At 68.7% G+C, this 22,733-nt stretch carries 22 protein-coding genes; 9 read left to right on the top strand and 13 right to left on the bottom strand.

What is annotated here, in order from left to right; genetic code table 11:
* Position 1: 1 nt before the first annotated feature.
* Positions 2 to 748, top strand: coding sequence for an isoprenylcysteine carboxylmethyltransferase family protein (locus VFE28_13215; protein ID HZM16955.1), 747 nt, complete (start codon positions 2 to 4; stop codon positions 746 to 748).
* A 33-nt stretch (positions 749 to 781) separates the two neighbouring features.
* On the opposite strand, the gene VFE28_13210 is transcribed toward VFE28_13215, so the two are convergent.
* The 4 genes from VFE28_13210 to VFE28_13195 form a co-directional block, all read right to left on the bottom strand.
* Positions 782 to 1,510 (bottom strand): hypothetical protein, encoded by a 729-nt coding sequence (locus VFE28_13210; GenBank protein ID HZM16954.1) that lies wholly within the window; start codon positions 1,508 to 1,510, stop codon positions 782 to 784.
* A gap of 430 nt (positions 1,511 to 1,940) precedes the next feature.
* Positions 1,941 to 2,525, bottom strand: coding sequence for a hypothetical protein (locus tag VFE28_13205; protein HZM16953.1), 585 nt, complete (start codon positions 2,523 to 2,525; stop codon positions 1,941 to 1,943).
* Positions 2,522 to 3,592: a hypothetical protein gene (locus VFE28_13200; protein ID HZM16952.1), complete on the bottom strand. Its 1,071-nt coding sequence runs from the start codon at positions 3,590 to 3,592 to the stop codon at positions 2,522 to 2,524. The genes VFE28_13205 and VFE28_13200 overlap by 4 nt, the downstream gene beginning before the upstream one ends.
* Before the next feature lie 63 nt (positions 3,593 to 3,655).
* The gene (locus VFE28_13195) at positions 3,656 to 4,030 is read right to left on the bottom strand and encodes a hypothetical protein (protein ID HZM16951.1); all 375 of its coding nucleotides are present in this window, start codon (positions 4,028 to 4,030) and stop codon (positions 3,656 to 3,658) included.
* Between the two features lie 323 nt (positions 4,031 to 4,353).
* Between VFE28_13195 and VFE28_13190 the strand changes: the two genes are divergently transcribed.
* Both VFE28_13190 and VFE28_13185 read left to right on the top strand, forming a co-directional pair.
* Complete coding sequence (locus VFE28_13190; protein ID HZM16950.1) at positions 4,354 to 4,644, top strand: oxidative damage protection protein; 291 nt, start codon at positions 4,354 to 4,356, stop codon at positions 4,642 to 4,644.
* Entirely contained in the window at positions 4,641 to 5,105 is a 465-nt protein-coding gene (locus VFE28_13185) for a PaaI family thioesterase (GenBank protein HZM16949.1), read from the top strand. The genes VFE28_13190 and VFE28_13185 overlap by 4 nt, the downstream gene beginning before the upstream one ends.
* Before the next feature lie 18 nt (positions 5,106 to 5,123).
* Here the strand turns inward: VFE28_13185 and VFE28_13180 are convergent, their stop codons facing one another.
* The 3 genes from VFE28_13180 to VFE28_13170 form a co-directional block, all read right to left on the bottom strand.
* On the bottom strand, positions 5,124 to 6,344 hold the full coding sequence (locus VFE28_13180; GenBank protein ID HZM16948.1) for a tetratricopeptide repeat protein: 1,221 nt from the start codon (positions 6,342 to 6,344) through the stop codon (positions 5,124 to 5,126).
* Positions 6,307 to 6,750, bottom strand: coding sequence for a hypothetical protein (locus VFE28_13175; GenBank protein ID HZM16947.1), 444 nt, complete (start codon positions 6,748 to 6,750; stop codon positions 6,307 to 6,309). The genes VFE28_13180 and VFE28_13175 overlap by 38 nt, the downstream gene beginning before the upstream one ends.
* Positions 6,751 to 6,854: 104 nt before the next feature.
* Positions 6,855 to 7,256, bottom strand: coding sequence for a 6-carboxytetrahydropterin synthase (locus VFE28_13170; protein HZM16946.1), 402 nt, complete (start codon positions 7,254 to 7,256; stop codon positions 6,855 to 6,857).
* 243 nt (positions 7,257 to 7,499) lie between these two features.
* Between VFE28_13170 and VFE28_13165 the strand changes: the two genes are divergently transcribed.
* From VFE28_13165 to VFE28_13150, 4 genes are all read left to right on the top strand, one after another.
* The gene (locus tag VFE28_13165; protein ID HZM16945.1) at positions 7,500 to 9,005 is read left to right on the top strand and encodes a S1 RNA-binding domain-containing protein; all 1,506 of its coding nucleotides are present in this window, start codon (positions 7,500 to 7,502) and stop codon (positions 9,003 to 9,005) included.
* A 65-nt stretch (positions 9,006 to 9,070) separates the two neighbouring features.
* On the top strand, positions 9,071 to 10,030 hold the full coding sequence (locus tag VFE28_13160) for a radical SAM protein (GenBank protein HZM16944.1): 960 nt from the start codon (positions 9,071 to 9,073) through the stop codon (positions 10,028 to 10,030).
* Positions 10,031 to 10,064: 34 nt separating this feature from the next.
* Positions 10,065 to 12,296 carry an ATP-dependent RecD-like DNA helicase gene (locus VFE28_13155; GenBank protein HZM16943.1) on the top strand — a complete coding sequence of 744 codons (2,232 nt, stop codon included), beginning with the start codon at positions 10,065 to 10,067 and terminating at the stop codon, positions 12,294 to 12,296.
* 51 nt (positions 12,297 to 12,347) lie between these two features.
* Positions 12,348 to 13,484, top strand: a complete 1,137-nt coding sequence (locus VFE28_13150) for a methyltransferase domain-containing protein (protein ID HZM16942.1) — start codon at positions 12,348 to 12,350, stop codon at positions 13,482 to 13,484.
* On the opposite strand, the gene VFE28_13145 is transcribed toward VFE28_13150, so the two are convergent.
* From VFE28_13145 to VFE28_13125, 5 genes are all read right to left on the bottom strand, one after another.
* Positions 13,456 to 13,848: a VOC family protein gene (locus VFE28_13145; GenBank protein ID HZM16941.1), complete on the bottom strand. Its 393-nt coding sequence runs from the start codon at positions 13,846 to 13,848 to the stop codon at positions 13,456 to 13,458. The genes VFE28_13150 and VFE28_13145 overlap by 29 nt on opposite strands.
* The gene (locus VFE28_13140; protein HZM16940.1) at positions 13,845 to 14,123 is read right to left on the bottom strand and encodes a hypothetical protein; all 279 of its coding nucleotides are present in this window, start codon (positions 14,121 to 14,123) and stop codon (positions 13,845 to 13,847) included. The genes VFE28_13145 and VFE28_13140 overlap by 4 nt, the downstream gene beginning before the upstream one ends.
* A gap of 48 nt (positions 14,124 to 14,171) precedes the next feature.
* The gene (locus VFE28_13135; GenBank protein ID HZM16939.1) at positions 14,172 to 14,939 is read right to left on the bottom strand and encodes a TatD family hydrolase; all 768 of its coding nucleotides are present in this window, start codon (positions 14,937 to 14,939) and stop codon (positions 14,172 to 14,174) included.
* 43 nt (positions 14,940 to 14,982) lie between these two features.
* The gene (locus tag VFE28_13130; protein ID HZM16938.1) at positions 14,983 to 15,342 is read right to left on the bottom strand and encodes a ferredoxin family protein; all 360 of its coding nucleotides are present in this window, start codon (positions 15,340 to 15,342) and stop codon (positions 14,983 to 14,985) included.
* Between the two features lie 206 nt (positions 15,343 to 15,548).
* Complete coding sequence (locus tag VFE28_13125; GenBank protein ID HZM16937.1) at positions 15,549 to 16,667, bottom strand: YhjD/YihY/BrkB family envelope integrity protein; 1,119 nt, start codon at positions 16,665 to 16,667, stop codon at positions 15,549 to 15,551.
* A 264-nt stretch (positions 16,668 to 16,931) separates the two neighbouring features.
* Here VFE28_13125 and VFE28_13120 point away from each other — a divergent pair, with 264 nt between their 5' ends.
* Entirely contained in the window at positions 16,932 to 19,886 is a 2,955-nt protein-coding gene (locus VFE28_13120; protein ID HZM16936.1) for a BamA/TamA family outer membrane protein, read from the top strand.
* 281 nt (positions 19,887 to 20,167) lie between these two features.
* Here VFE28_13120 and VFE28_13115 read toward each other — a convergent pair whose 3' ends face one another.
* Positions 20,168 to 21,391, bottom strand: coding sequence for an alcohol dehydrogenase catalytic domain-containing protein (locus VFE28_13115; GenBank protein ID HZM16935.1), 1,224 nt, complete (start codon positions 21,389 to 21,391; stop codon positions 20,168 to 20,170).
* A gap of 189 nt (positions 21,392 to 21,580) precedes the next feature.
* Here VFE28_13115 and murJ point away from each other — a divergent pair.
* The coding region (gene murJ, locus VFE28_13110; GenBank protein ID HZM16934.1) for a murein biosynthesis integral membrane protein MurJ at positions 21,581 to 22,733 on the top strand (1,153 nt) is incomplete at its 3' end.

Genomic DNA, 22,733 nt, shown 5'->3' with positions numbered 1-22,733 from the left:
GTTGGCTGCGACGAGTCTCTCCGGGCGACGCCGACTCGTGGCCTTGGGGAATTTCTTCTTCCGCTGGCGCAATGGGATGTTCCCCCTCGTCTTCGTCCCGCTCTGGCTGCTTTCCCGGCCGCGCCCGGCTTTCGGTAGCAGCCTTGCCGACGCCGCCCTCGACCTCGCCGGCTTCGCCGTCGCCCTCTCGGGTCAACTCTTGCGCGCGGGCGCCATCGGCTATGTCTACATCGTGCGCGGCGGAAAAAACCGGCGGCTCCATGCAGAAGATCTGGTCCAGGAGGGAATGTTCGCCCTCACGCGCAACCCTCTCTACGCCGGCAACTTCCTCATCGTTCTCGGACTGTTCACCATGATCTTCTCGCCCCTGGGCTACGGGGTGGGAGTACCCTTCTTCGCCCTGGCTTACCTCGCCATCGTGGCGGCGGAAGAAGCGTATCTCCTGCACAAGTTCGGCGGCGTCTACGCCGACTATTGCCGGCGTGTCCCACGCTTCTTCCCCTCCCTCGGCGCCCTGCGGAAGGCCCTCGCGGGACACCGCTTCGACTGGCGCCGCCTGGCGCGCAAAGAGTACGGCACCACCTTCACTTGGGTGGCCCTGGCGCTCGGGATCGTGGCCCGCGAACGCCTCGCCGCGGGCGGTTGGAAGGGCGCCAGACCAGGGCTCGAGTGGGTGCTCGCCGGTTTCGCCGCGCTGGCCGGAGCCTACGGCACGCTGCGTTTTCTGAAGAAGACGCAGCGGCTGTAGTGACGCTCCGGCTAGCGCCGGCGCCTGCCACTCTCAATGCTCGATCCCGGTCAATTCGACCCGCGCCCCCTTGCCACCATCTTCGACGATCAGCAGGAGACCGACGTCGGGGGCGTAGAACTTGAACTCCTTGCTTCCCGGCTCCAGGCCATTCGACTCCGTCGTCTTGAGGCAGCCCGTGTAGGTGCCGAGCTGCACTGCGACCGTTTCGTCCAGGCCGGAGACCCTGGCCAGGTCCTCCGCCACGGTCGGGGCGTCCTCTTGTTGGTATTTCATGCCGACTTCGGGCTCGGCGAGCATGATGATGCCGGGCATGGCGCCGCCGACACCGGCCTCCCAGGAACCGGCGGTGTCGCCGGTGGGGACGTCCACCGTGGCCTCACCGAAGTACCAGACGTTGCCGTCCTGGTCCTGGGCGAACCAGTCGAAAGTGTCTTCCGTGAGCACGCCGTCGAGGAACACCTCGTCGTGCACGACCGTCACCGGCACCCCGAGGATGGTCTTGGCCTGGCGGGTGACCGTGACCACGTTGGTCTCGATGCCAGCCTCCGTCTCGGCGCGGTAGTGGAACACCCTCCCGATCCGGAAATTGAGATAGGGGTTGTCGATGGTAGAGACGAACTCCCCCGGATCGGAGGGGAACGACGGGACGCTTTTCGTCGAGGTGCTCACCGCCGGTGCGGTGGAGCTGTCGTTCAGGCAGCCGGCGAGGAGTGCGATGGCGAGGAGCGGCAGCAACAGAAGCCGCGGGATGTGAAGCATGGCTGACCTCCATTTCCCCTACAACGTGCGCACGAAACCAAGAGCGCGCGGGCGCCCGTGGCCTAAACCTCCAGTTTGATGGCGCCCCCGGGCCGAGCTGCATCCGGAGCGGCCCCAACCTGCGGTCGAGGGAAACCTGAATCGGCCATCGGGCCGCCCGGAGCGGCGCATCTGCGGAGGTGTGGCGCGGGGTGGGTGAAGTCGTCGTCACGTAAGTCTGCATCGAACGTACCATGCCGCGCTGGTGCTTCCCGTGCGGCAGCATCGTGCGCTGCCAGTTCGTGTTCGGTGGTCTCGTCGGCGTGCGACGAGCGCCGCCGCCTGGCAGCGACCGGCGCGATGCAAGACCTTGCGGCGAGAACGCAACTTCCGTGCGGAGTGGGCCGCACGAGCCCAGCCGGAAGACCGGCGGAGCGAGGTGGACGAGAGTTCAGGAAGGCGGCTGGTTGTGCAGGAAGAGCGACACGCCGAGGACGAGGCGATGCTCGTCGTAGTCGGCCACGGGATCGTCGAGGAGGCGGCGGTAGCGGTACTCGAGCCGCAGGCCGGCCCGGTTGCCGAGGAGCGTGCGGACACCGGCATCGGCGCCCACGGGGAAGCGTGTGGTGCGAAAGCTCCCCAACCATTCGACCTGCACGCCGCCGGCCACGGCGAGGTACGGCCACAGCTCCGGCCGCCAGGCGCTCCGCTGCCACGACACGATCCCCTGCACCTCGAAACGATCCAGATCGCGTTCGTGCGTGTATCCGAACTCGCCCTGCAATCCGACGAGCCCAGGTCCTGCGGCGACGAAGGGCCCGGAGCGCAACAGGATCTGGGCCTGCGTCGAGCCCTCTACGTGGGTCAGCGCGCCGGCCACACCCAGCTCGACACATCCCGAGTGGAGACCTACCTCCTCGGCGTACGCTTCCTGCGGGAGCGGGAGCAGCGCGGAGAGCAGCAGCACAGAGAGCGGCAGGAGTGCGTAGAGCGGCCAGAGGGCGAGAACCGCGCGGTGGCGCGCCGGCGTTTTCATCGAGCTTGGCCCGTTCGTGACGCCGCAGGCATCACCATGGGTAGCCACGCTGAGGCGAGCTCCTGCGCCGCGGGCTTGCCCGCGGGGGTGTAGTCACGGTCACCCGGCCCCCCTCCACCACCCGCGAGCCAGTTCCACCAGACGAGCCCGACGATCCACTCGTTCTCTCCCGTGGCCTGCAGGGCGGCCCAGTAGAGATCGGCTTGCTCGCCGAGATCGATGCGGCCTGCGGGTACGCGGTACGGCGTCATCCCGGCGCCATCGATGCTGGGATAGCCGATCTCGGTGAGCAGCACCGGTCGATGGGTTTGGCGGTGCAGCCGCTCGAGTCGATCGAGCCAGGGCTGCCAGCCCGCGAGCAGCTCGGCCCGCCCTGCCTCGGCGCGCACCGCCACCGGGAAATAGGCATCGACGCCCACCCGGTCGAAGGCATCCCAGAACGGCACCCGGGAAGCCTCGTCCCAGGAGGCGGCGTAGACGAGCGTGCCGGCGTAACGGGCTCGGACCGCGGCGATCGTCTCGCGCCAGAGAGTTTCGTGTCGTACCGTCCCGGCGAGCTCGGTGCCGACGACGAAATGGCTCGACCCGAGCTCCACCGCCAGATCCACCCACGGCAGGAGGAAATCCCGGTACGACTGGAACCAGGCGGTGGGATCGTCGGGTTCGATGTGACCACGCCAGGTGCCGTCGGCGAGGTCGACGTGCACTTTCAAGACGACGTCGAGCCCGAGAGAGCGGGCGCGGGTCGCGGCGACGCGCACCGACTCCAAGCTCGGCGTGAGGCCCGAGGCCCCGAGGCTCGAGGCGTGACGGTCTCCTTGGGTGGCGGTGATGAGGATCCAAATGCTGGTGGCGCCGAGACCAGCCACCCCCGAGAGCTCCGCCGCCGCCGACTCGGAGGCATAGCCGTCGGCGCTCCAAGCGGCGAAGGTCATGGCCCGGACGGCCCCGTCGCGGCTCCGCGCCGGTTCCGTCGGCAGTCGCTCGCAGGCGACCCCGAGGGCAGAGCTGCAGCCGAGGAGGACTTCCAGGAGAACGTGTGCAGGCTGACGGCGTGGGGCGCTCATGCATCCAGGAAAAGCGAGGGGGGCGACCTGCGCCCCCCATCGTGTCGATTGGTCCCGGCCGCTTCAGGAACCCGAGGAACCCGAGGAACTCGAGGAGCCCGAAGCCGCTTTGTGCTTGGTGAAGCGCTTCTTCCCTGGCGACATCGCCCGACCGACCAGACGCCGGCGGGCCTCGTCGTTGTCGAACACATGACGCAGGGGGATGCGCTTCAACTCGCGGATCTGGGCTTCCTCGTCGCTCACGGCATCGCGTCGCCAGGGAGCGATCTCCGCCTGGAGGACCTGCTGCATCCGGGGTCCCGGGGCTCCCACCAGCATGGCGGCGTCCTGGACTCGACGCGGCTCGACCCGGGCCGACTCGGCTTTCGCCGCGGGCTTGTGCCGGGGCCGCTTCCGCACCTGTTTCCCCTTGGAATTCGAGGACTTACGCTTGCTCAAGATGGACCATCTCCGTCACGGCAGACGTAGCGGGGCGCTCGTGGCTACAGCCCAGAATCTACGTAGTTTCCAGCCTTCTCGCCAGGGCTGCGTCTGGCTTGGGCGTTTTCGCCATCCCCTGCTATCCTGGGGTGGATTGCGGCCCTCGGCGAGGCCAGCGGAGAGGACGCGAAACTCGCGGGGTACCCAAGGTTCGCCCGGACCGGGAAGAGTCTACCATGCGGAAGCAAATCCCCTCGCCTAAATCTGTACCGCCCTCTCCCGGGACGGCAGGTGCCTCTCAGGGTGCCGCTCCGCCACCGCCGGCCGAGCCGAACCGGCGCGTGCATTGCCGCAAGTTGGGCCGGGAGCTGCCCGGCCTCGTAGCAGCACCTTTCCCCACCCCGCTCGGTGCGCGCATCTTCGCCGAAATTTCCCAGGAAGCCTGGAACCAGTGGTTGCAACACTCGCTGCTGCTGATCAACGAGAAGGGCCTGCGCCTCTCGGACCCGGCGGCGCGGTCGGCCTGGATGCAGGAGTGCGAGAGCTTCCTCTTTGGCGGCGGTACCGCCCCGCCCCCGGGGTGGGTGCCTCCGGCGGGCACCGTCCGCTTCAAGAAGGGCCCCGGCGGATGACGACGAAAAGCCTGCAGGAAACCTATGCGTCGGCGAACACCTGCTTCGGCTGCGGTCCGGCCAATCCGGAGGGGCTTCGCATCCGCAGCTTCGTCGCCGGTGACGAGGTCGTGGCGGAATGGTCCCCGGCGCCGCAGTACGAGGCTTTCCCCGGGGTGCTGAACGGCGGCATCATCGGCACCCTCCTCGACTGCCACTGCAACTGGACCGCGGCCATCCACCTCATGGGCCAGCGCGGTGCCGCGTCCCCGCCCTGCACGGTCACCGCCGAGTACAGCATCAAGCTGCGCCGGCCGACGCCGAGCACGACGTCGCTGCGCCTGCGCGCCCGCGTGGTCGAGTCCAGCGCCGATCGCGCCGTCGTCGAAGGAAGCCTCGAAGCAGGCGAGCAAGCTTGCGCTTCCTGCCGCGGCGTCTTCGTGGCCGTGCAACCGGGGCACCCGGCCTACCACCGCTGGTGAAGCGTTACGCCTGCAGGTTCAATCGAGGTCGGCGTTGTCCTCCGGAGCGAGGGCGCGCTCGCGGGCGCGCGCTGCATCCTCGGGACGGCCGAGTCGCTCGTAGAGCGCGGCCAGATGGTTCTCCAGATCCGCCGAGTCCACGCCGTCGCCGCGCACCTGCTCCAGGTGCTTCAGCGCTTCGCGGTCACGACCCCGCGTCGCCAGCATGGTGCCGAGCGCGATCCGCGCTAGCGTGTAGCGCGGATTGATGTCCAGCGCCGTGCGCAGATGACCCTCGGACTCTTCGAACTGGCCGAGATCTTCGAGCAGGAGGCCGAGAAGATAGCGCACGTCCGCATAGCGGGGCTGCAGGGCCGCGGCGTGCTGCAATTCTCGGATCGATTCCTGCGGTCGCCCGCAGGCGGCGTAGAGCTGGCCCAGCTTGATATATGGCTGGGCCCGGCTGGGATCCACCTGCAGGGCTTGGCGGAAAGCGGTCTCGGCATCTACGTCCCGGGCCTCGAGGTCGTGCTGTTCACCCACCGTGAGCCAGTACTCGCAGAGATCCAGCGAGAGCACGGCGCTCCAGGCCAGGAGTTCCTGGCACGCGGCGCTCTCGGCGCCGGCCGCGCGCAACCGGGCGCCCTCGCGCAGCAGTGTGGCCACGTTCGGGTTGCCGCGGTAGCAATCGCTCCAGGTGGCGAAGGCGGCGCGACTCTCGGCGGGCGGGCCCACCAATCCGGTGCGGCGGAAGAGCGGCCCGACGCCGGGTTGCCAGGACACGATCCGCCGTACCTGCTTGTCCACGGCATCCCAGCGCCCGAGCTCCACCGACAGCCACAGGCGATCCAGCTCCAGGAAGGGCTCTTCCGCCGGCTGCTGCGCCGGGGCGTGGGTGTCGAGGACCTGCAGCGCCGGCTCCGCGCCGGAGGCAGCGTGGGTGGCGAGCACGAGAAGGTGAGCGCGCAGAGCCGGGCGCAAGCGGCGGCCGCGAGGTTCGCGCAGCACCGCCCGCACCAGCTCGGGCTCATGGCGCTGCGCGTGCAACCAGGCCACGTTCAGCAGGGCCGCCTCGTATTGCGGATGCACGCGCAAGGCTTCGATGAAATCGGCGAAGGCCCCCTCGTACTCCCCGGCGTAGGTACGCGCCAAACCGCGCAGGTTGCGCAGGTCCGGGAAGTGCGGATGGCGCTCCAGGCGCGCCTCCAGCGCTGCCAGCAGCTCACCCAGCGCTCGCAGCGGTGTCCGGTCCTTCGTCATCGTTCGCCTCGTCCTTCGGCGCGGCCACCTGCACGTCGCCGGCGCCGCGGCTCTTCCCCCGCTCTCGTGACGCGTCGGTCAGAGAGACCTCGCCGTGCGGTCCCTGAACTCGCCAGATGCCCCCCTTGCGCCGCGCATTGCGCAGATGAAACACCACGTCGCGCACACCCCGCAGGCGGCGCAGCTCCTTTTCCACCAGCATCAGCAGGCGCAGCAGGCGCCGGGAGGGGTCGCGTTCGTGTACGTGTCCCACCCGTTCGAGCGCGTCTTCCACCATGGGTTCGAAGCTCCCCATCAAGTAGACGACGCCATTCGTGGTGCCGATCTGCAGCGACGACACGTCCACCCAGCGGCTCACGAGGAACCGCCTCACCTCGGCGTTGATCCTGTAGTCCTGGCTGGACACGCGACGCTCCAGGGACGGATCGGGCCTTGCCGGTGCGCAAGAAACGCGCCGCGGCCCAGGTTCCATACGTCGTGGAGCGTAGGTCGACGGCGGCGCCGCGGGCCTCAGGGCGCGAAGGTGGCCCAGCAGGTGGGTGTCTCGACGAAACGAACCTCGCACACCGGGAGGCCGAGTTCGCGGGCGCGATCGAAGACGAAGCGCGCCAGATTCTCGGCGGTAGGATTGAACGGCACCAGACGCAGAGGTTCACCGAGGGCGAGCAGCCCTGGAGCGGCCGGATCGTCCTGACGTAGGATCATCCGGTGGTCCAATGTTTCGTCCAGCCATTGGCCGAGGCTCGAGCGCAGCACCTGGAAGTCCGCCACCATCCCCAGGGCGTCGAGACTCGGCGCTTCCAGGGTGAGCACCACCACGCCGTTGTGTCCGTGCAGGTGGGAGCACTTGCCGTCGTAGTCCAGGAGGCGATGGCCGTAGCAGAAATGCAGTTCTCGGGTGATCCGGTACATCGTTGGGCGCGCTCCCCACGGTGGCCATGGGCGCGCCGGGTGCGCGCCGCACGCGCCATTATAGCCAGAGGGCTTGGCGCCGCCTCCCACGGCGCGCCGAACGGGCCGCGGACGGGTGCCGTCTTCTCCCGACCTCGACCTCCCGGCCGCCCTGCCCAGCCCTTGGGTGGCGGGGCGGGATGCGCTATGCTACCCGCCTAGCCTTCGGCCACCCGAGACGTCGCACCCGAGGCAGGAGTCCGGATGCCCCAAGATTTCGACGTGTCACCAACGCCCGAGTCGCCCACGGAGACGACAGGACAGGTGGCCGAGGAGCCCGCTGCGCCGGCGGCGCCCACCGAGGTGGACTACGTCGTCACCGCAGGAGAGACCGTCGCGGCCGATGCGCCTCCTGCAACCGCCGCGACCGAATCCCCCTCGACGACGCTCGCTGACACTCCCACCGCCACCGCACCCCTCGAGTCCGCCGCCGAGGTAGCGTCACCCGCGGACTCGAGCAACACCGCCGCCGCAGCAGCATCCTCCGAGGACTCGAGTAGCGCGGCCGCAGCAGCATCCTCCGAGGACTCGAGTAGCGCCGCCGCTCCAGCGCTCAAGGTGGGAGACCGCGTCCGCGGCCGCGTCGTCAGCATCGGTGAGGAAGAGACGCTGGTCGAGCTCGCTGGCCCGACCCCGGCACGCCTGCGCACCGCGGAGATCCGCGATCGCAGCGGCACCGTCCTCTTGCGGGAGAGCGACCGCTTCACCTCCACCGTCGGCGCCTGCATCGACGGCATCGTGCTCACCCTCGGGAAGAAGCGCGGCGTCCTCGATGCCGCCCGGCTGCGGCTCGCCTTGGAGCAACGGGCGAACGTCTCCGGCACCGTGCAAGCCCTGAACAAGGGCGGCTTCGAGATCCGCATCGGCAGGGTGCGCGCCTTCTGCCCCCTGTCCCAGATCGACGTGGCCTTCGTGCTCACCCCCGAGAGCTACCTGGGCAAGACGCTCCCCTTCCGCGTGCTGCGTTGGGAGAATCACGGGCGCAACATCGTGGTCTCCCGCCGCAGCGTGCTGCGGGAGGAAGCCAAGACCCAAGCGCGGGAGCTGCGCAAGCAGCTGAGCGAAGGCGCCGAGGTCGAGGGCGTGGTGAAGCGCTTGCAACCCTTCGGCGCTTTCGTCGACCTGGGTGGCTTGGAGGGTCTGGTGCACGTGTCGCGCATGGGGCACTCGCGCGTCGAGGACCCGGCCTCCATCCTCACCGTGGGCGGCAAGGTGCGCGTTCGCGTCGTCAAGATCGAGCATCCCGGCACGCGGCGCGAGCGCATCGCCCTGGCGCTGGCGGATCTCGGTCCCGATCCCTGGGCGCAAGTGCAGGAGCAGCTGCATGCCGGCGACGTCCTCACCGGCACCGTGGTGCGCTTGGCGCCGTTCGGCGCCTTCGTCCATTTGCCTGTGGGCTTGGACGGCCTGGTCCATCTCTCGGAGCTCTCGCATCAGCACATCGCCGCGCCCCAGGACGTGGTCACCCCAGGACAGGAAGTGCAGGTGAAGGTGCTGCAGGTGGATGTCGAGAAGCGCCGCATCTCGCTCTCCCTGCGCCGTGCCGTCGAGCCCGAAGCGCCGCCGCCGCGGCGGCGCGAACCGCGCCGGGAACGCGCCCCGCGCCCGCGGGACAAGCCACCGGCCGCCGCGGCAGGCGGCATCTCGCTCACCCACACGATGGCCGAACAGCTCGGCCTCCTGAAGCAGAAGTTCCGCGGCTCCGCCTGAGCCCGCTTTCACCACCCCTCCCAGGTCTGTTAAGCTCCCGCCCTGGCGCGACAGGGAGGTAGGCCATGCGCAAGCTGACGGTGTACGAGAAGGTCGAGGCGACGCGCAAATACATCTACAACCGCGTCCACGGCCGGCCGATGCTCGCCAGCATCGAGATGACCAAGCACTGCAATGCCGGCTGCGACTTCTGTGACGACTGGAAAACGCGCTACAGCCCCAAGCTCGGTGACGTCACCGACATGGCCCGCCGGCTCAACCCCATCGTGCTGGCGATCACCGGCGGCGAGCCGCTGCTGGAGAAACGGCTGCCCCAGATCATCCGCGACGTCAAGGCCACCCACGGGTTCATCTACATCTATGTGATCACCAACGGCTCGCTGCTCACGGAAGCGAAGGCGTTGGAGCTCTTCGCCGCCGGCCTGGACCAGCTCAACATCTCCCTCAACTACCTGGACGAGCGCCAGGACGAAGAGCGCAAGCTGCCCGGCCTGTTGACCCACATCATGGACATCATTCCCAAGATGGCGGCGCGGGGCCACCGGATGGCCGCCAACACCGTGATCATGCGGGAGAACCTGGATCAGATCCTGCCCATCGCCCGGCAGATGCAAGCTTGGAACGCCGACGTCTCCTTGAGCTGCTACACGGATTTCAAGAACGGCAACCGGGAGCACTGGTTCTCCCCGGAGCAGAGGGCCACCCTGGAGAAGCTGGTGGTCGATCTCATCGCCCACAAGAAGCGCTACGGCAACATCAGCAACTCGCGCTTCTACCTCGAGCGCATCGTGCCCTACTTCACCAACGGCGCGGGCATCGCCGGTTGCAAGGCGGGCAATGGCTTCGTCCAGCTCACCCCCGACGGCCAGGTGCGGCAATGCGCCGACTTCGCGCCCTTCGTCGACTACAAGGAGTACCGCGGCATGGAACCCACACCGTGCACACGCTGCTGGTACAGTTGTCGTGGCGAAGCCGAGGCCTCCCTCACCCTGGAGCGCGTGCTCGAGTACTGGCGCATCAGCTGAGCGCGCCGCTCCCCCGCCCTCCCGCGGAGCCAAGGTGCGCACCGATCTCTTCGCTCCCGGCGCTTCTGCCACGCTCCTGGAAGGCGTGATCGAGCGCGTCGTCTACGCCGATCCCGGCAGCGGCTGGACGGTGGCGAGCCTGCAGCCCCAAGCCGGCGGCGCCGCGGTCACCCTCGTCGGCACCCTGCCGGGGTTGCGGCCGGGGGAGAGCGTGCGCCTCGAGGGCGCCTGGGAAAACGACCGGCGCTACGGCCGCCAGTTCCGCGTCCGCACTTTCACGAGCTTGCCGCCCACCTCGGCCGCCGCGATCGAAAAGTACCTGGCCTCGGGTCTCGTGCGCGGCGTAGGCCCCGTGCTGGCGCGACGCCTGGTGCAGCATTTCGACACTTCGACTCTGGAAGTGCTGGAGCGCGAGCCGGAGCGCTTGAGCGAAGTGCGCGGCCTGGGCAAGATGCGCGCCGCCGCCATTCGTGCCGCTTGGCAGGAGCAGCGTCACCTACAAGAGATCGCTCTCTTCCTGCAGGCCCACGACCTCGGTTCCCACTACGCGCTCCGACTCTTCCGCGCCTACGGCGCGGGCGCCGTGGAAGTCCTGCGCCAGGATCCCTATCGCCTGGCCCAGGAGGTGACGGGCATCGGCTTCCGCAGCGCCGATCACGTCGCCCGCGCTCTCGGCTTGCCGCTTGATGCGGAGCCCCGCTTGGAGGCCGGGGTGCTGCACGTGCTCGACCGGGCCACGGACGAAGGGCATTGCTTCCTGCCGCGGCCGGCGCTGGTGATGCGGACCACGCAGCTGCTTGCTGAGGCGTCGGCAGCCGCCGGAGAGACACCGGTGCCGGCCAGCCTGGTGGAGCCGGCGGTCGACGCTCTCGCCGGGCGCGGGGCGCTGGTGCTCGAGAGTGAAGGGAACGAGGTGGCGGTGTACACGCCGCGCCTGCATGACCTCGAGCGGCGTTGCGCTCGGGCGTTGCAGGCGCTGTTGCTCCAGGCACCGCCGGCCCCCGCGGCTGCCGCAGACCTGATGGCGGAGCTGGAAGCCAAGGCCGGGCTCTCGCTGTCGAAGAGCCAGCGGCAGGCGGTGCTGGCCGCGCTCATCTCGCGCCTCCTCGTCATCACCGGCGGCCCCGGGACGGGCAAGACGACGCTGGTCCGCGTCCTCCTCGACCTGGTCGAGCGCCTGCGCCTGCGAGGCGTACTGTGCGCCCCCACCGGGAGGGCGGCGAAGCGACTGGCCGCGGCCTCGGGCCGCGAGGCCTCCACCTTGCACCGCCTGCTGGAGTGGAACCCGCGGGAGGCCCGGTTTCTCCGCGCTGCCTCGCGACCTCTCGACGGCGACGTCTTCGTCGTCGACGAGACCTCCATGGTGGATCTGCCGCTCCTGCATCACCTGCTGCAAGCCTTGCCGCCCCAGAGCCGCTTGCTCTGCGTCGGTGACGCCGACCAGCTGCCCTCGGTGGGACCGGGAGCCACGCTGGCCGACCTGCTCGCCTCAGGCTGCGTTCCCGTGGTGCAGCTCCGCGAGCTCTTCCGGCAAGACGAGAAGAGCCTCATTGTGCACAACGCCCATCGCATCCGCCGCGGCGAGCCTCCGGATCTGCCGCCGCCCGGCCAGCGCGCCGACTTCGTGCACATCGAGCGCCAGACACCGGCGTCCATTCTCGCCACGCTGCGCCAGCTGGTGTGCGAGCGCCTGCCGGCCTCGCTCGGTGTCGAGGCGGAGAAGAGCATCCAGGTGCTGACCCCGATGAACCGCGGCGCCCTGGGCACGGTGGCGCTCAATGCGGCGCTGCAGGAGTGGCTCAATCCGCACGGGACGACGGTCGGGGCCACGGCACTCCGCGTCGGCGACAAGGTCATGCAGGTGCGCAACAACTACGATCTGGACGTCTTCAACGGCGACCAGGGCCGGATCATTGCAGTGGACGAGAAGAAAAGACAGGTCCTGGTGCATTTCGACGAGCGCGCGGTGCATTACGATTTCGAGGCGTTGCACGAGCTCGCCCCGGCCTATGCCATGACCGTGCACAAGGCGCAGGGCAGCGAATACCCCGTGGTGGTGCTCGTCCTCCACGCCCAGCACCACGTGATGCTGCAGCGCAATCTCCTCTACACCGCGGTGACCCGGGCGCGGCGGCAGGTGGTCCTGGTAGGCCAGCGGCGGGCGCTGCACACGGCTCTCTCCAACGCCCGGCGCCAGGACCGCCACACCCGTCTGGGGCTGCGCCTGCGGGCGCTGCTGGAGGAGCGCCCCCTTGCCCCTGGGTGAGGCACTGTCGGATGATGCATCGGTTGCAGCCGCCGACAGAGGTGCCTCGAGGTGCGAGAGGACGACGTACAGCTGTTCCGCTGCCTCGAGTGTGGCGGTGCGCTCGAAGCCACCGCGGTCCGCACCGTGGGTTCCGTCATGGAGAGCGCCCTCCTGCACTGCCCCACCTGCGCCGCCGCCTATCCGGTCGTGGAGGGCGTCGCCGTTTTCTTCCCCCGCGAGCTGCAGGGAGTGTACCTCGGCGCCACCGAGCGCGAGTTCCTCGGTCGCAATGGCATCGACGTCGGCACCGCGCCCACGCTGTCGGGGGGTGCCAAGGCCCAGCACGCGGCGGCGGCGAATTGGGAATACCAGTGGCAAACCGTCCAGCCTTTCACCGCTGCCGATCTCACCCGGAACCCCGACGACTTCTATGGAGAGAACACATTCTGGCGCTTCATCCCGCTTCCACGGGAGGCGGTGCGGGGAAAGACGGTCTTCATCGGTGGCGGCGGCCGCGGGAGGGAGGCGTTCCACCTCTGGAATGCCGGTGCGGCGCGTCTCATCGTGAACGAGATCGGCGCGGAGATCTACGCCATCCGCGATCTCTTCCCTGACGCCCTCGAAAGGATCGTGCTGGTGCGCGGCGATCTCTGCCGGCTACCGTTGGTTTCGCATTGCGCCGACATCGCCATCTGCGACCACGCCCTGCAGCACGTGCTCGACCACCGCAAAGGCTACCAGGAGCTGTCGCGTTTGACCCGACCTGGCGGCATGGTCGCCGTCTGCGTCTACAGCCACGAAGGCAACTTCGTGATGACCCGGGTGATCGAACCCTCGAAGCAGCTCCTGCACCGCCTGCCGCTGCGGGCCCAGAGAATCCTGGCGCTGGGGCCCGCCGGGCTCCTCTTCCTCCACATCCATCTCTTGGTTGTGCCCCTGGCACACCTCAGCCCGCGCCTGGCCAGAGCTCTTCCCCTTGGCCCTTTCCTGCTCTTCTGGGCCAAGGCGAAGTTCGCTTTCGTGTGGATGAGCTGTTTCGACTTCATCCACGCCCCCATCTCGTACCACTTCCACCGGGCCGAGATGGAAGCGCTGGCGACCTCGTGCAGCCACGTCATCGAGGCGCTGCAACACACCCATCGGACCCTCTGGTCCATGGTGGTGCGCAAGCCTGCGCCTAGCGAGAGTCGGGCTGCGGCGGGGTGACGAACTCGAGCAAGTTGCCGTCGGGGTCGAGGAAGTAGAAACACTCGTGGTCGCCCCAGTCGATGACGGCGCTCGTCGGCACCGCGGCGGCAGACAAACGTTGCCGCCAGGCTTGCACGGCTTCCGCCTCGATGCGGAAGGCGTGATGCGCCCGGCCGAAGGGACGGTCGAGGACGTCCGGCTCGGGAGGCGGGGGCTTCCCGAGCATGAGCCCGATATTCACTTCTCCCAGAGAGAGGAGCGCCTGATCCGGCAAGCGCATGACGCGCTCCAAGCCGAGAATGTCGACGTAGAAGCTCTCTGCCCGCTCGAGATCGCTGACGTACAGCGACAGATGGTCCAGTCGGAGCGGTTTCGGTGTCATGGGGCGTTGCCGCGCTGCCGCGGACTCAACCAGCGGCTGGGGTCGCGTCCGGCGGCGACATCGGCGTTCATGCGCGCCGCTTGCGCCGGCGTGAGGGGCAAAGACGCGAAGGGCGATTGGCGCAGATACCACTTCTGGTCGGCGTCGCTCGCCGCGCGCACCGGAGCGTCGCTCCGAGAGGCCTGGGCCCCGAGTTTCCGCCGCGCTGCCTCCCACTGCGTCTGGGCGCCGGCAAGAACGGCGGCGATGCAGGTGCGGAGGAGAAGAAAAAGCATGGGGGTCCTTGGAACAGCGCCGCGACCTCACCGGCGGCCCCGTGGGTCTCACCCCCCAAGATAGCGACGGAAATTCTCCTGCAGCAACGTCGCCAAGGTTTCCGCCGGGACGCCGCGCAGGGCTGCGAGGCGCTCCGCCACCTGGACGGCCCAGACCGGTCGCGCCGGTTGCCCTTGGAACTCCACCGGGCTATCCGTCTCCAGGAGCAGGTGTGCCGCATCGATGCACCGCGCCACGGCGGCCTGCGGCTCGCTATGCAAGATCGACGGCCCGGGCGAGATGTAGATACCGAGCCGGCCGCATTGCTGCACCAGCTTCTCCGAGTGGGTGAACCAGTGCAGGTTCACGCGCAGGCGGCTCTTCTGCACGAAGGCGCCCATGCGCTCCACCATCTCGTGCTCCGCCCGGCGGCTGTGGGCGCTCACCGGCTTGCGATGCCGGCTCGCCCACTCCAGCTGCTGCTCCAGCGCTTGCCGCTGACGGGCGCGCTGGCCTTCCTCCTGAGCGTCGCGGAAATCGAGGCCGACCTCACCGAGGGCGTCCGCCTGCGGCAGGGTCGCGGCCACGAACTCGAGCTCCGCCGCCAGTTCGGCCTCGCTCAGAGCGGGAATCTCGCTCGGGTGCAGGCCGACGGCGGCGAGCACGCTCCCCGGGTACTTGCCCCGTAGCTCCAGGACGCGCTCGCTGGAGGCTTGTTCGGTGCCCACCGCCAGCAACGGGCCGACGCCGGCGGCGAGGGCCTCCTCGATGGCGCGCTCGGGGTCGGCGATCAGGTCGAGATGACAGTGTGCATCCGGGATCGACGCTGGTTGCATGCTTCCCTGCCCGGTGCTGTCCGGCGGCGGCGTGCCGCCGCGTTCATGCGTCCGAGGGCTCCGGGACCTCCCAGCCCCGGGAGCGCTCGCGCTCCTGCACCTGCTCCAGGGTGAGGGCGTCCGGCAGCTTCTCCAGCCCGGTGTCGCTGGTCACCTGCTCGCCCTTGCCGGCGAGGTCGGCGTTCTTCTCCAGCCACTCGTTGTAGACCTCGGGGAGCTCGTCGTCCGGCCAGATCGCATGCACGGGACATTCGGGGATGCAGGCCTTGCAATCGATGCACTCGTCGGGGTTGATCACCAGCATGGCCGGGTTCTCCACCACGTAGAAGCAGTCCACGGGGCAGACCCGGGCGCAATCGATGTAACGGCAATCCACGCACCGTTCGGTCACGATGTGCGTCATCGAACCCCTCCTTCGGGAGCTTCCTCAGGGCCTGCGAGCCCGACGTGCCGAGCGGCTAGGCGGCGTTTCGACGCTGCGAGCGGCGCTCACCTTGCGCCTCCCGTGGGCGGTGGCTCGCTTCGCGTCGGCAGGTCAGTCTACCCGGCGGTTTGGCCCCCAGCAAGCGCCCCCGGCCCGCACCAGGCGCGCGACGGTGACGGATCCCCTCATTCCGGCCCGCCTGGAGCGGCACCCTCGCGCCCTCGCCGCGGCGGCTGGGCTGCACTGCGCCGGCGCCGCGATCCGGTCGCGGCGCGCTTCCCTCGTGGCGGCGTTGGCTCCGCCCTCGGTGCGCTGTTTCTCCGCACCGGTCGCGCCTCGACCGGCTTCGCGCCCCTTCCCCGCTCCTGCCGTGTTTCCGCCCTGGCCGCCCGCTTGCCGCGCTCTCGAGGTGCCTCGGCCGCCGCCGCCGGCGGCAAAGCCGCGACGGCAATGATCCCGGCCGATTTCTCCAACTCCGCGTTCAGCTCACCGCCCACGAGAACCGCCAAACCGGCGATGTAGAGCCAGAGGAGAAACACCACCGCCGCACCGAGGCTGCCATACATGAGCTCGTAGCGCCCCCAATTGGACACGTAGAGGGAAAAGAGCCGCACGCCGGCGAACCAGAGCAGCACGGCGAGCAAGGATCCCGGGGTGATCCAGCGCCAGGGGCGGCGTACGTTCGGAGCCACGTGATAGATGAACTCGACGACGAAGAGCAACGTCGCCCAACCGCCGGCGAGGCTGCCGAGCCGCCAGGCCGTGGCCCAGCCCGCACCCCAGTGCTGCGCGATCCAGACATCCAGCCGACTGGAGAGGGAGAGCAGGATCGTTCCGGCCATGACGAGCACCACGAAGACGAGCGTCATCGCCAAGGAGAGCACGCTGCGGTGGCCGAAGCTGCGACCTTCCGCCACCCCCCACGCCCGGTTCAGCGTGGTCATGACCGGTCGCATGCCGCTGGAGGCCGCGAGCAGAGCCGCCAGCGCACCGAGGGACAGCAGCCCCGAGTGCTGCTGGCTCAGGGCATCGATGCTCCGCCGCACCACCTCCGCCGCGTCCCCTGGGAGAGCGGCGGCGAAGCGTTCCATCGCCTCGAGCAGGTCCTGTTTGCGGATCAGTACCTCGTCGAATTGGAGCGAGGCGAGGATTCCGACCAGGAAAACCAGGAAGGGGAAGAAGGCGAGGAGGAAAGAGTAGGCCAGCTGCGCCGCCGCTCCGAAGACATCGTCGCGGATCATTTCGGCCCAGAGTCGCCGGGAGACCCGGAACCAGTCGCGTTTCCAGTAGCCGCGGTAGCTCATGGCGTTCCGAGAGCTCGAAAAAGCGCAGTCTAACACGGTCTTCGCGGCACATCCGCACCCGGTGCGGCTGGCACGACCGCCCGGCAGCGCCCTACGCCCGTCCTGCCCCCGCCTCCTTGGAATGGGAGCCGCCTGGATGTATCTTTAAGTCTGGCCGCCCGATCGGCCCCAGGCCCCTGGGAAGTGGAAGCCGTGTTTTTGGCCCGTGCGGGGCTCCTCACCGTCTCCCGCCGCCCGGCACCACGGAACCCCCGGAGGACGTGGGTGAGGCGATTCGACCCGAGGACCCCCTTCCTGGCCGTCCTGCTGGCCCTGCTGCCGGCAGGGACCGCCCTGGCCCAGTTCGGCCAGAACAAGGTCCAGTACCGTAGTTTCGACTGGCGGATCCTCGAAACCGAGCACTTCGTCATCCACTACTACACTCAGGAAGCCGCCGCGGCCAACGAGGCGGCCCGGATGGCCGAGCGCGGTTACGCCTATCTTTCGAGCTTCTACCAGCACGAGTTCGAGGACAAGATCCCGGTCATCCTCTACTCGACGCACCACGACTTCGAGCAGTCCAACGTCATCGGCGGTTTCATCAGCGAGGGCACCGGGGGTGTCACCGAATCCCTCAAGGGTCGGGTCACGCTCCCCCTCACGGGCTCCTACGCGGAGCTCAACCACGTGCTGGTGCACGAGTTGGTGCACGCCTTCCAGTTCGACCTGCTGAACCGCAACATCCTGCCGCAGATGAATGCCCGCTCCCTGCCGCTCTGGATGATGGAGGGTATGGCGGAATGGGTGAGCAACGGCGTCGACCCGGTCACCGCGATGTGGGTCATGGATGCGCAACGAGCCGGCAAGGTGCCCTCGGTGCAGCAGATGTCATCGGTGCAAGACATCCGCGTCTACCGCATGGGGCAGGCACTGTTCGAGGTCATCGCCAAGAGCTATGGGCCGGCCCGGGTACGCCAGCTCCTGAAGGCGCCGGAGCGCGAGCGCCCCGCCGTCGCCGATTCCACCGACGGGCGGACACCGCAGCCGCCGACATCGCTGCCGCCGCCGGTGGACCCTGCGTCGAGCATGCAGACGAGCGCGCCGCCGCCGGCGTTCGACGGCGCCACGGCGGAAGGCCAATCGTTGGACCACCTCTGGCGCGCTTACGCCGAGAGCCTGGCCACACAGTTGGGGCAAGACTTGGTCTCGCCCGATTCGGTGGCCGAAGCGGTGGCGCACAAATCCGGTTACGCCAAGGCCTTCCACCTGGCGCCGGTGGCGGCGGCAGACGGTAATCGGGTGCTCTTCTACTCCTCCCGCGGCCTCTACAACGAACTCATGGTGGCGGAGCGGACGCCCGAGGGCTGGAAGACGCGCAGCCTCCTCGCCGGGGAGCGCAGCGCCGACGTCGAAGAGCTGCCCCTGCTGTCGGCTTCGGCGGACTGGTCCGCCGACGGGCGGCTCGTGGTCCTCGTCGTCACCCGTCAGGGTCACGACATGATCCAGATCATGGACTTCAAGAAGCGGAAGATCATCCGACGCATCAAGACGGACCTGCAGTCGGTGGCCAATCCTGCCTTCTCGCCCGATGGGCGCTGGGTGGTGTTCTCCGGCGTGCAGGGCGGGAACGGGGATCTGTTCGCGGTCGAGGTGGAGTCGGGCCACGTGTCGCGCCTGACGCAGGACGCCTTCGCCGAGCGCGCCCCGCGTTTTTCCCCCGACGGCCGCTCCATCGTCTTCGCCACCGACGAGGGCCCTGACACCGACCTCGACGGCCTGGTGTTTGGCAGCTGGAACATCGCCCAACTCGAGGTGAGGCCCGGTCCCGGGAAGGAGCTCCTGGCCGGGAAGCGCACCGACCTCGTCGTCTCGAAGGCGGACGATTTCGCCCCGGTGTGGAGCCCCGATGGCAGCTCCATCGCCTTCGTTTCGGACCGCACCGGCACCTACCAGGTCTACACCTACGACTTCGAAACCGGCGAGGTGCGGCAGCGCACGCGCTTCGCCTCCGGTGTCGTGGGCATCATCCCCACCGGCCCGGCCATCTCCTGGGCCGCTTCCAACGACATCTACTACTCCGTTTTCCACCACGGCGGCTGGCACCTGTACCGCACCACCGGGTTCCCGGAAGATCTCCCCGGCGAGCCGGACGCGGCGAAGCTGGAGCTGGCCAGCTCGCACCCCGAAGCGATCCAGGAGAACGCCAGCTCCCACTTGGATGCGAAGGAGCGCGACTACAAGGCGCGGCTCACCCCAGAGTACGCCGTGGTCGGCGCCCTCTACATCGGTAACGCCGGCGCCGCCGGCTCCGGCCAGCTGCTGCTCGGTGACATGCTCGGGAACCACTACCTGCTGCTCTCGGGTTATCTGCGCACCGACTTCGACCAGTCGGAGATCCTGGTGCAGTACGCCGACCTCGGCCACCGCTGGCAGTGGGGGCTGGCGGGGTTCCAGTACCGCGACGACATCCTGGTCTACAGCTCGCCATCAAAGGGCAATGTCGAGAGCACCGTCTATCGCGGACTCGGGGCCCAGTTCTACTACCCCTTCAACCGCTTCCGCCGCCTGGAGTTCTCGGTGGACTTCCGCAACGAGGACCTGACCCGCTCGGTGTTTTCGACGGTGGGCGGCGACTCGCTCCAACCGGTGTCGGTGGTGGAGGAGATGCATGCGAACTACTACTACTCCATCCCCACCCTGGCCTTGGTGCACGACAACACCTCGTACTCCGGCTTCACCCCGATCGCTGGCGGGCGCTGGCGCATCGAGGGCGGCAAGACTTTCGGCGACCTCGACTACACCATCGGCGTCCTCGACTGGCGCCGCTATCTCAACGTGCACCGCCGCGGCGCCCTGGCGCTGCGCTTCATCGGCGCCTCCTCCTGGGGTCGGGATTCGCGCATCCTCTATATCGGCGGCCCCGACACCTTCCGTGGCACCGACTTCGGCGGGCTGACGGGCACCCGCGCTGCCTTCGCCAACGTGGAAGCGCGCTTCCCGCTCTTCGGCGCCACCGAGCTCATCCGCGGCGTCGTCTTCTTCGATGCCGCCTCGACTTGGTTCGAAGAGGAGAACCCGCGCTACCGGCGGGTGCACACCGCCTTCGGCTTCGGCCTGCGCGCCTACGTCGGCTTGCCGCTGCGCTTCGACGCCGCTTTGCCGCTCAACACCGAGCCCTTCGACCCGCTCAGCCAGAAGCAGGAGTGGAAGACCTTCTTCGCCATCGGCTTCGACTACTGAGATTCCGCCAGCGACCGTCCTCGAGGGAAGCGGCAACCCGCCGCGCCCAATCGCCCTTCTCATGAGGGCGGTGCGGACCGCTCGAAACGAGTTCCGATCGCCCAGGCCACAGGGAAGGACCTCTCACTTTTCTCAAGAGGAGGCGAGCCGCTCCGCCACTCAGGTGCAGACGGCGATGATCTCAAGGGCTGCGGGCGAGACCATGAGCGTGTGCGGCCCTTCGACGTCGAGGGAGGGTCCGACTCTGTAGTTTGCAGGCTGAGAGCTGCGACCTCGATGTCTCAGATCGTGGCGAAGCGCAGCAGCACCTTTGGATGCTGGCGCAGCATGGCCTCGAAGACCGTCGCCTCGAAATCACGGATGTCGAGGATGGTGCCGTCGCCGTTGCGCAGCACGAGTTCCAGGATCTTGTCCTGGATGCCGTTGGCGGGCTCCTCGAGCAATCGTTGCGTGAAGGTCCAGGTGCGGAAGATCTCGCGGCCGATGACGCTGTAGAGCGTGAGCCCCTTGAGGATGACGCTCTCGTAGCGCTGCACGGTGAAGTCGCCGGAGTGCAGGCCGAAGAGCACCACCTCGCCGCCCCGGCGCGCGGCGCCAATGGCGTTGTTGAGAGAGCTGTTGAAGCCCGACATCTCCAGCGCCACATCGAGGCCGACGCCGCCCGTCTGGGTGCGGAGCGCCTCCAGGAGACCGGCGTCCGCTCCGGGGTCGTGGGTTCCGGTGGCGCGCACCGGGAGCACCACGTCGGCACCGGCGCGGCGCGCCAGCTCGCGGCGCCCGGCGTCGGGCTCGATGCCGAAGACCCGCGTCGCCCCCAGCGACTTGGCGATCATCGCGGCGAAGAGACCGATGGTGCCGCAGCCGAAGATGCCCACCGTCTTGCCGCGCAGGTCCACCCGCGTGCAGGCGTGCACGGCGTTGCCGAAAGGCTCCTGGATGGCCGCCACCTCCAGGGCGATCTTGCGCACGTCGGTCGGCCAGAGCACCCGCGCCGGCAACTTCACCAGCTCGGCGAAGCAGCCATCGCGGGAAACGCCGAGGATGCGATCGTCGCTGCAGATGTGGGTCTGTCCGAGGCGGCACTGGTAGCAGCGGCCGCAGAAGACGTGCGATTCGGCGGCGACGATGTCGCCGGGAGCGAAGCCGTAATCCCGTTGCACGTCCGAGCCCGCGGCGACGATGCGACCGATGAACTCGTGCCCGACGACGCGCTCGCTCTTGCCTTCAGCGGCGAGCGAACGGAGGATCGTCTCCCCCAGACTGGTGCGCTCGTAGATGCCGCGATCGGTACCGCAGACGCCGGCCAGGAGCACCTGCACCAAGACTTGCTGGGCGTCCGCGGGGTTCTGCTTCTCGTCGAGAACGGGGCGGGGAACGCGGGTCTTGCGAAAACCGGTACGTTCGTTCCAAGTGGGCGCGTCCACCACCAGGGCCCACATGGGCTCGCGGCTGGCCGTGGCGTCGGCGTCGAGGCGGGGTGCGGTGGTGGCCTTCGTGGGGGTCAAGCAGTCCTCCGCCGGCTCGGATGCTCCTGAAGCCGCCGGGCCCGCCGATGGCCCAGCCCCTCGCTACCGACGACGATAGCCGAGGGGCATGGCGGTCGCAACGATCGCGCGCTTCTCAGCGCCACCGGCGGGTGCCTAGAATGGCGGCGGGTTGCTCGCCCCCATGGGGTCGAGGCCGGGGAGGTGGGTGTGGCGGCGGGAAGCGAAGCGACGGTCCAGGCTCCGACCAGCCGGCCCGCCCGCGGCCTCATGGGTGCGGCAGGGCTGGTGAGTCTGGCCACTTCGCTCTCGCGCCTGGGCGGCCTGGTGCGGGAGCAGATGTTCGCGGCTCTCCTCGGGGCCGGTTTCTACAGCGACGCATTCGTCGTCGCCTTCCGCATCCCCAACCTGTTGCGTGACCTCCTCGCCGAAGGAGCTCTTTCCACCGCCTTCGTGCCCACCTTCACCCAACAGCTCGTACGCCAGGGAAAACCGGCGGCTTTCTCCCTGGGCAACCTGGTCCTCACTTCCCTCTGCCTGGTGACGGCGGCAGTGGTCCTGATCGGCACCATCGCCGCCGAACCCCTGGTGCGCTGGATCGCGCCGGGGTTCGCGGCGACGCCTGGAAAGCTCGAGCTGACCACGACGCTGACCCGCATCCTTTTCCCCTTCCTCCCCATGGTGGCGCTGGCCGCGGTGCTCATGGGGATGTTGAACGCCCAGCACCGCTTCTTCGTCCCGGCAGTGGCGCCGGCGCTCTTCAACCTCGCTGCCATCGTCGTCGGCGCGGTGCTGCTCCTCGTCCATCCCGGCGAGCATTCGACGGTGCTGCTCTGGACGGGCGCCGTCCTGCTCGGCGGCTTGTTGCAGATGGGAGTGCAGATCCCGCCTCTCGCCCGCGCCGGCTGGCAATTCCGGCCGCGCTTCCGCCCCCGCTTCGACGACCCGGCGCTGCGCCAAATCCTCCGTCTCATGGCTCCCGCGGTGATCGGATTGTCGGCCACGCAGGTCAACATCTTCGTCGCGAACATATTGGCGAGCCATTTGGAGCAGGGCAGTCCCTCCTGGCTCAATTACGCTTTCCGCCTCCTGCAGCTTCCCATCGGCGTCTTCGGCGTGGCCGTGGCGACGGTGAACTTGACTGCCTTGAGCCGGCACGCCGCCCGGGAGGATCTGCCCGCCTTCCGCGCCAGCCTCACCGGCGCGCTCAAGCTGGTCGCCTTCCTGACGCTTCCGGCGACCGCGGGTCTCGTGGCGCTCCGCGAGCCCATCATCGCCCTGCTCTACGAGCACGGACGCTTCTCTGCCCACGACACCGCGCGCACCGCGGCGGTGCTGTCGATGTACGCCATCGGTCTCTATG

This window comes from Candidatus Krumholzibacteriia bacterium, from assembly GCA_035649275.1.
In the GTDB taxonomy this organism is placed as follows: Bacteria; Krumholzibacteriota; Krumholzibacteriia.
Note: the sequence above shows the minus strand (reverse complement) of the source record. Positions and strands in the feature narration are given on the sequence as shown.

Excerpts from the sequence above, each read along its gene's own strand:
- VFE28_13125 (HZM16937.1), bottom strand. The coding sequence starts at position 16,667 with ATGAGCTACCGCGGCTACTGGAAACGCGACTGGTTCCGGGTCTCCCGG.
- VFE28_13205 (HZM16953.1), bottom strand. The coding sequence starts at position 2,525 with ATGAAAACGCCGGCGCGCCACCGCGCGGTTCTCGCCCTCTGGCCGCTC.
- VFE28_13135 (HZM16939.1), bottom strand. The coding sequence starts at position 14,939 with ATGCAACCAGCGTCGATCCCGGATGCACACTGTCATCTCGACCTGATC.
- VFE28_13170 (HZM16946.1), bottom strand. The coding sequence starts at position 7,256 with ATGTACCGGATCACCCGAGAACTGCATTTCTGCTACGGCCATCGCCTC.
- VFE28_13185 (HZM16949.1), top strand. The coding sequence starts at position 4,641 with ATGACGACGAAAAGCCTGCAGGAAACCTATGCGTCGGCGAACACCTGC.
- VFE28_13145 (HZM16941.1), bottom strand. The coding sequence starts at position 13,848 with ATGACACCGAAACCGCTCCGACTGGACCATCTGTCGCTGTACGTCAGC.
- VFE28_13130 (HZM16938.1), bottom strand. The coding sequence starts at position 15,342 with ATGACGCACATCGTGACCGAACGGTGCGTGGATTGCCGTTACATCGAT.
- VFE28_13180 (HZM16948.1), bottom strand. The coding sequence starts at position 6,344 with ATGACGAAGGACCGGACACCGCTGCGAGCGCTGGGTGAGCTGCTGGCA.
- VFE28_13160 (HZM16944.1), top strand. The coding sequence starts at position 9,071 with ATGCGCAAGCTGACGGTGTACGAGAAGGTCGAGGCGACGCGCAAATAC.
- VFE28_13165 (HZM16945.1), top strand. The coding sequence starts at position 7,500 with ATGCCCCAAGATTTCGACGTGTCACCAACGCCCGAGTCGCCCACGGAG.
- VFE28_13210 (HZM16954.1), bottom strand. The coding sequence starts at position 1,510 with ATGCTTCACATCCCGCGGCTTCTGTTGCTGCCGCTCCTCGCCATCGCA.
- VFE28_13200 (HZM16952.1), bottom strand. The coding sequence starts at position 3,592 with ATGAGCGCCCCACGCCGTCAGCCTGCACACGTTCTCCTGGAAGTCCTC.
- VFE28_13140 (HZM16940.1), bottom strand. The coding sequence starts at position 14,123 with ATGCTTTTTCTTCTCCTCCGCACCTGCATCGCCGCCGTTCTTGCCGGC.